5 protein-coding genes are annotated in these 6,845 nt (G+C 62.0%); 4 read left to right on the forward strand and 1 reads right to left on the reverse strand.

The window, feature by feature from the left end; translation table 11 throughout:
• From C7411_RS36565 to C7411_RS36580, 4 genes are all read left to right on the forward strand, one after another.
• The coding region (locus tag C7411_RS36565; protein WP_116603304.1) for an autotransporter outer membrane beta-barrel domain-containing protein at positions 1-3,188 on the forward strand (3,188 nt) is incomplete at its 5' end.
• 370 nt (positions 3,189-3,558) lie between these two features.
• Positions 3,559-3,810, forward strand: coding sequence for a hypothetical protein (locus C7411_RS36570; RefSeq protein ID WP_110389010.1), 252 nt, complete (start codon positions 3,559-3,561; stop codon positions 3,808-3,810).
• A 494-nt stretch (positions 3,811-4,304) separates the two neighbouring features.
• Complete coding sequence (locus tag C7411_RS36575; RefSeq protein WP_110389011.1) at positions 4,305-5,498, forward strand: GGDEF domain-containing protein; 1,194 nt, start codon at positions 4,305-4,307, stop codon at positions 5,496-5,498.
• Between the two features lie 355 nt (positions 5,499-5,853).
• A complete protein-coding gene (locus C7411_RS36580) occupies positions 5,854-6,495 on the forward strand; it encodes an alanyl-tRNA editing protein (protein ID WP_110389012.1) in 642 nt (213 codons plus the stop codon).
• Between the two features lie 152 nt (positions 6,496-6,647).
• Here the strand turns inward: C7411_RS36580 and C7411_RS37940 are convergent.
• The coding region (locus tag C7411_RS37940; RefSeq protein ID WP_207786590.1) for a hypothetical protein at positions 6,648-6,845 on the reverse strand (198 nt) is incomplete at its 5' end.

Raw genomic sequence — 6,845 nt, forward strand, 5'->3', positions numbered from 1 at the left:
CCACCAACGGGTCAATCACCGGTAACGTGACCGATAACGCCACGCTCGCCTTCGATCCCGCTTCCGGTACGACGATGACCGAATCCGGCGTGATCACGGGCGCGGGAAACGTGCAGCAAACTGGCGCGGGCACCACGAACCTGACCAGCAACAGTGGCGCGTTTTCAGGTGCGGCCAGCGCCACGAGCGGCTCGCTGCTGGTGAGCGGTACCCTTGGCAACGGGAGCAGCACGTTCACTGTCTCATCAGGCGGCACGCTCGGCGGCGGTGGCACCCTTGGCGGCAACGTCAGCGTTGCAGAGGGCGTTCTGGCGCCGGGCAACACCGCCCTCGGCGGCGGACCCGGCACACTGACCATCACCGGTAACCTCGGGCTGTCCGCGTTGTCGACGCTCGACTATCACTTTGGCCAAGCCAATGTGGTCGGCGGCCCGTTCAACGACCTGATGGCGGTCGGTGGGAACCTGACGCTGGCCGGCACGCTGAACGTCTCATCGCCGGTCGCCAGTTTCGATCCGGGGATCTACCGGATCATCAGCTATGGCGGCGCGCTGATCAATAACGGTCTCCAGCTCGGCTCGCTGCCCGCCAGCGTCACGGCCTCGGTTCAGACTTCGATAGCCGCAGAGGTGAACCTGGTCAACTCCACTGGCGTCTCCACCAACTTCTGGGACGGAGGCGGCAACGGAAAGAATGACAGCATCATCGAAGGCGGCAGCGGCACGTGGCAATCTCCCGCCGGCAACGACAACTGGACGGGCTCCAATGGTGCTTTCAACGTGCCGTACACGAGCGGTTCGTTTGCGATCTTCGCCGCCGCCGCCGGGACGGTGAGCGTCGACGACACGCCCGGCAACGTCGTCTCCGGCGGCATGCAGTTCGCGACCAGCGGCTACCTGATCCAGGGCTCCCCGATCACGATGGCGGCGGGCCGCAACCTGATCCGCGTCGGAGACGGCACCGCAGCCGGAGCCAGCTATACAGACACGATCTCGGCGCAACTGACCGGCAGCGGCGGCATCGACAAGGCCGACCTCGGCACCCTGGTCCTGGCCGGCGCGAATACCTACACCGGCGGCACGACGATCAGCGCCGGCACGCTGCGGCTCAGCGGTGCCGGCACGCTCGGTGCGACTTCGGGCGCGACGACGGTATCGGTGGGCACGCTCGACCTGGGCGGCACGAAGCAGACGCAGGATCGCGGCCTGACGCTGGTGAGCGGCGCGGTGAACAACGGCAGCCTGTCGTCGTCGACAGGCTTCGCGCTGCAGGCGGGCAGTGTCAGCGCGTCGCTCGCGGGAAGCGGCGCACTCGCCAAGACGGGACCGGGCGTGGCGACGCTGACCGGCGACAACGCATACACCGGCGCAACGACGATCAGCGGCGGCACGCTGGCGATCGGCAAAGGCGGCTCCGTCGGGGCTAGCAGCAGCGTGACGCTCTCCGCCGCGGGCGCGACGTTGGACCTCACCGCCGCCGGCGATCAGACGATCAAGGATTTGACGAGCGTCGCCGGTTCGAAGGTCGACGTCGGTACGAGCAGGCTGACCTTCGGTACCGGCAATTCGACGACCTTCGCGGGCTCGTTTGTCGGCACCGGAGGCCTGGTCTGGCAAGGCGACGGCACATTCTCGCTGACCGGCGACAGCAGCGGCTTCGCGGGTACGACGACGGTCAATGCGGGCACAGTCGCGATCGGCACCGACGCGGCACCCAACGCGAGCCTCGGCGGGAACGTCGCCGTGTCGGGTGGCACGCTCAGAGGCTTCGGCACGATCGGTGGGGACCTCGTCAACACGGCAGGCACAGTGGCCCCCGGTGGCTCCATCGGTACGCTGACGGTCGGCGGCAACTACACGCAAGGCGCGGGTGGCACGCTCGGCATCGAGGTGAGTCCGAGCGCTGCATCGCAACTGAAGGTCGGCGGCACTGCGGCGATCGACGGCAAGCTCGCGCTGCTGTTCGCACCGGGCACCTATAACCCGACCACCTACAAGCTGCTGACCGCGCACAGCGTCAACGGAACATTCTCGCAAGTGAACGGCGCCAACCCGAGCGGCCTGCCCCAGTCGATCGACTACAACCCGGCCGACGTGACGCTGCGGCTCTCCAAGCCGGCCTCGCCACTGTCAACGGTCGTCGTCGAACCGACCAACGACACGATCTACACCACGCTGACCAGCATGGCGTTGCTGAACGCGCAACAGATCAACGGCATCATTCTCGACAGGATCGGGCAGCGCCGCGCCGGCGTCGCCGACGGTCCGGTCGCAACACTCGGCGATCCGGCGATGCAGGTGCAATATGCCGATGCGACCGGCGCGTTGCCACCGGTGCAGTCGCAACCAGCGGCTGCGCGCGGCGCCTGGATTCGCGGCATCGGTAACTTCACGTCGCTGAGCGGCAGTTCGGGCACGCCTGGCTTCACCGGCTCGACTGGCGGCTTCCTGCTCGGCTACGACCAGCCGCTCGAAAACAACGTCTATCTGGGCGCGGCAGCCGGCTATCTGAACAGCAGCATCGACGAGCATTCGACCTCCAGCGGCTCAATCGAAAGCGCACGCGTTGCGCTTTATGGCGGGATCGTGCTCGGCCAAAGCCTCATCACCGCGACCGCGGGCTATGCGCATGACTGGATGCACACCACGCGCGGCATTGAGGGTGTCGGCAACGCGAGTGAGACCCACGGCGGCGACGAAGCGACCTTCGCCGCGCAATGGAGCATGCCGCTCACGATCTCCGGCCTCGCCGGCGGCAGCGCGACGCTGACACCAAAGGCTGGAATCCAGTACGTCCATCTATCGGAAGGCGCGTTCACGGACACCGGCGCAGGCGCCTTCAACCTGAGCGCAGACGGCCGCAGCGCCGACAGCTTCCAGCCTTATTTCGGATTCGCGGTCTCGCAGTTGTTCACGACACGGAGTGGCACTGAAATCACGCCTGAGCTCCGCCTTGGCTATGCCTACGAAACACTGTCGAGCACACGCGGCCTGAACGTCATCGCAGTAGATGGCACCGCGTTTCCTGTCACAGGCATTGCGCCGTCACGCAACCAGTTGATCGCCGGCCTCGGTGTGACAATTACCGCTGCCCCGAACCTGTCCTTCTACGCCAGCTACGACGCGATCCTGCCCGTTGGAAACACCCGAAGCCAGACCTTTCAGGCGGGCCTGCGATGGAAATTCTGATGTTGACGCGCTGTGCCTCGGACTACTGCCTTCTCCCGGCTGAAACTTTCCTTGACGCGCGAGTTGCCTCCGGAGCATCGCACGGTGAGAGGCTTGCTCCGATTGAACGGATGGTCTTTCGCAGCAGCATGCTTTGCTTTCGACGGGTGATGAATGGCAGTACCTGGAGGCAGCGGTCGATTGGAGCGATGGCCGTGACTGTCTCAACCGGGCTTGTGAATGAGTGTACTTCGTCACTTTTGTGAGTGACGTATTCGGGCCGGGAGTGTGTTCGCTGATGCAGGAAGCTGACGTTCGGCTGCTCAATGCCGCCACCTTCAGCAATGCGCAACATCGTTGACCTGGAACTCAGCCCGCCCCAGTGTCGGGTATGGCCAATGACCCTCAAACCGGCACGATGCTCGAACGGCCGTTGTACCGTTGGAAGCCGCCGTTAAAGGTACGCGCGATCGAAGGGCAGTTGTGGGTCGAGTTCCGCCGACCGCGTCGGGTAGCGGTCGGCCACAAGTGGGCGCAGTCCTTCTACGTTCAGCGCGGATTTCAGACCGACGGCACAGCCAAGGTCATCGAGAGTGGTGGAGCCCTGACGGAAATGCGTCTCAAAGGGCGTATCGCTGTCTGACTGCGAAACGGTCCCAGATGACTTACGGCTATTTTGCAGACTGTCTGTCGGCAATGGGTGGATTATGCCTTTTGCATGAAATCCCGCGCCTGCGAGGATCGCTGCGCTCGGTCGTCGGAGGCTGGTCGGCCAGGAGCATAGGTCGAGGTCGTCGTTCAGTTTGGCTAACGGGGCGCCTCGTCTGTCCTCGCTCAATGGCCGTTGTTCGGGAAGCTAATGGCCGTCGGAACTGTTCAAGCCGACCAATATGGGACCTTCGCCGACGACAGAAGAATCGCTGAATCCTGCTCGCAGCAAGTTCGGAACTCGAGGCCGGATGCGACACTCTCGCATTGCCCGAGGGCTCCCCCTCAACGGGCGTACAATCCTCTGACCATATCGGGTGCCTCCTCCATTTTTGAGGGGGTCGCAAACGGCAACTGACGGTACGCGCCCCGAGAACCGCCACTCCACAGGCCCGGCGATTTCGTGGCCGGCAGCGGAGAACGAGCCACATGCCCGCTCAGATAACGCCAAACCAACTCGTTCAATTGATTATCCCAGGTATCACGGCGGTCTTTTCGCTCGGTTTTGCCTGTGCATGGATCTACGATAGGCGACTGCGCTATCTGCGCTTTCTCGCCGCTTCATTTGTTGCCTTCGCACTCGGCTCAGCAGTGCAGATATGTCATCTGCCGGATGAATGGCGATTGAACGCGCTTATATCGGCAACGTTTTACGTGTCAAGCATTCAACTGTTGGCGGAAGGTGTTCTGCGCAGGGCAGGGCTTCACTTGCGGCTAGCGACGCATGCGGCGATGTTCGCGCTGGTGCTGGGCGGCATGTATTACTTCTCCTTCGTGACGTCGAACCTGCTCGTGCGTGTCTATATCTTGAATTTCAGCGCCGGGGCGTTGATGATGCTGACCGCGCTCCGTTTCAGGAAACACTGCAATGGACGTACCGTTAACCGCGTTCTTCTCTGGGCGCTGCTGATCTTCGGCGCCAGTTTCTTCATCAGGACACCGCTCACCACGCTCCGCTCGCTGCCTCATAGCGCTGGACCGTTTGGGCAGACGCTTTTCTGGGTCTTGCTCCAGTTGTCGCTCGCCCTGATGGGGGCTGTGTTAGGGCTCGTGCTGCTTGCTGCCGCGATGTCGGACGTGATTGACAGACTGACGCTCGAGCGCGATCTTGACCCACTCACCGAAACGTTCAACCGGCGTGCGTTCGAACGTCTGGCGCGCCGCTGCGTCGCGGACAAGCAAAGCTATCCGCTCGCCCTGATCGCTTTCGACATCGATAAATTCAAATCAATCAACGACCGTTACGGGCATGCGGCCGGCGACGCAGTGCTGCGCCAGTTCGCCGCAATCCTGCGCACCGCAGTGCACGAGAAGGACGTGGTGGCGCGCATCGGCGGCGAGGAGTTTGTGCTTCTGCTGCTGCGCGTTGACGACAAATTCGCGTATCAGATCGCCGAGCGCTTGCGCACCGTCTTGGAGTCTACACGCTTCGATCAAATCGACGCTACGCTGTGCGTCACGACGAGTGCTGGGATTGCCCGGTATCGGCCTGGCGAGCCGGTCGCGGAGTTGCTGGCACGGGCCGATCACCTGCTCTATGCGGCGAAGCGCGCAGGAAGGAACCGGGTGGTCACCGAGCCGTCAGTTCAGACGCGGGATACCTCCGAGCTTGACATCGTGTGATCGCCCGCAGGCAGGCAAGCACTTAAACCGTTCCGTAGGAAAGAAGGGGCATGCGTAAATCGGTTCGCGGTCCAGTTCAGGTGAGTGGCCGTGTGATGCCCTTGTATTGCGCACCCCGCTCAGATCATCGTCGCGCTCGGTCGTCGGGCGCTGGTTCGGCCAAAAGCGGTCCTAAGCAAACGCGGACAAGAAGCTGATGTCCGACCGCTTTCGTAGAGACAGCGGCCGCCTGCTACTCCGTCCAAAAACGACACATGGGACGAGGCGATATGGGCATCCGATCGCAAAATCGTACAAGCAGGACAAACTCGGTCCGGATATCCTATTCCTCTCCTTGGGAAAAACAGGACTGGCAATGACGCGGAAAGTGTTCTGGGATGAGCCTTATCGAACTACTCTCGACACCGTCGTTACTCTGGTGAATGGCGATCAAGTGAAAGTAGATTCGACAATTTATTTTGCCTTTTCCGGTGGTCAGGAAAGCGACTCCGGCTCACTGGGTGGCTACCGCGTCATCAATGCGGAAAAGCGGGGGCTCGACATCGTGTACACCCTGCCGCATGAGCATGCTCTGAGGGTCGGGGACTTCGTGACGTGGCAAATCGACTGGGAACGACGGTACCGACTAATGTGCCTGCATTTTGCGGCGGAAATGGTTTTGCAATTTATATATCGACTCCGGCCGGGTATCGAACGCATTGGTGCACACATCGCGCAAGACAAGGCGCGTATTGACTTTGCAAGCGATTCCAGTCTCTCACCGTTGTTTGCCGAGATTGAGTCGACTGCGCTAGATTTGACGACACGCGATCTGCCCATCCTGACCGATTTTAGCGATGTCCAGGCTCAGCGTAGATTCTGGAAAGTCGACGGCTTTGCGACGATGGCGTGCGGAGGAACGCACCCGAAATCGACGGGTGAAATCGGGGCGCTGAAACTCAAACGCAAAAATACAGGAAAGGGAAAAGAGCGAATCGAGATCACGCTACTTGAATAGCGGCGTGTTCTCACGTAACCGATCGACCGTCTTTCGTGACCTTTGAAGCGGCCATTGGCGTGACACAAACTCGCTGACCGGTGTGGGTCGTTCATAGTCCGACAGGAGACGCTCGGCCGGGTAGCTCACGCGCGACGGGGCAACCGGCGGGCCTAGCCCATTTTCAGTCGTTCGCTCGCGCCCGCGGATGGACACTCAAATGTCTGCTCCAGGCATAGCAGCAGCCCCTCACACATCTGGCCGATCAGTCGCAAGTAGTCCGTCCTGAACAATTCGGCGCGCTTGCCATCAGCGTTACGCCAGCACGTCGGCGGTGCAGCAGTTGGACAGGGCAGCGAGAACGAAGACAC

It is taken from the genome of Paraburkholderia silvatlantica, from assembly GCF_003096715.1.
Classification (GTDB): Bacteria; Pseudomonadota; Gammaproteobacteria; order Burkholderiales; family Burkholderiaceae; genus Paraburkholderia; species Paraburkholderia silvatlantica.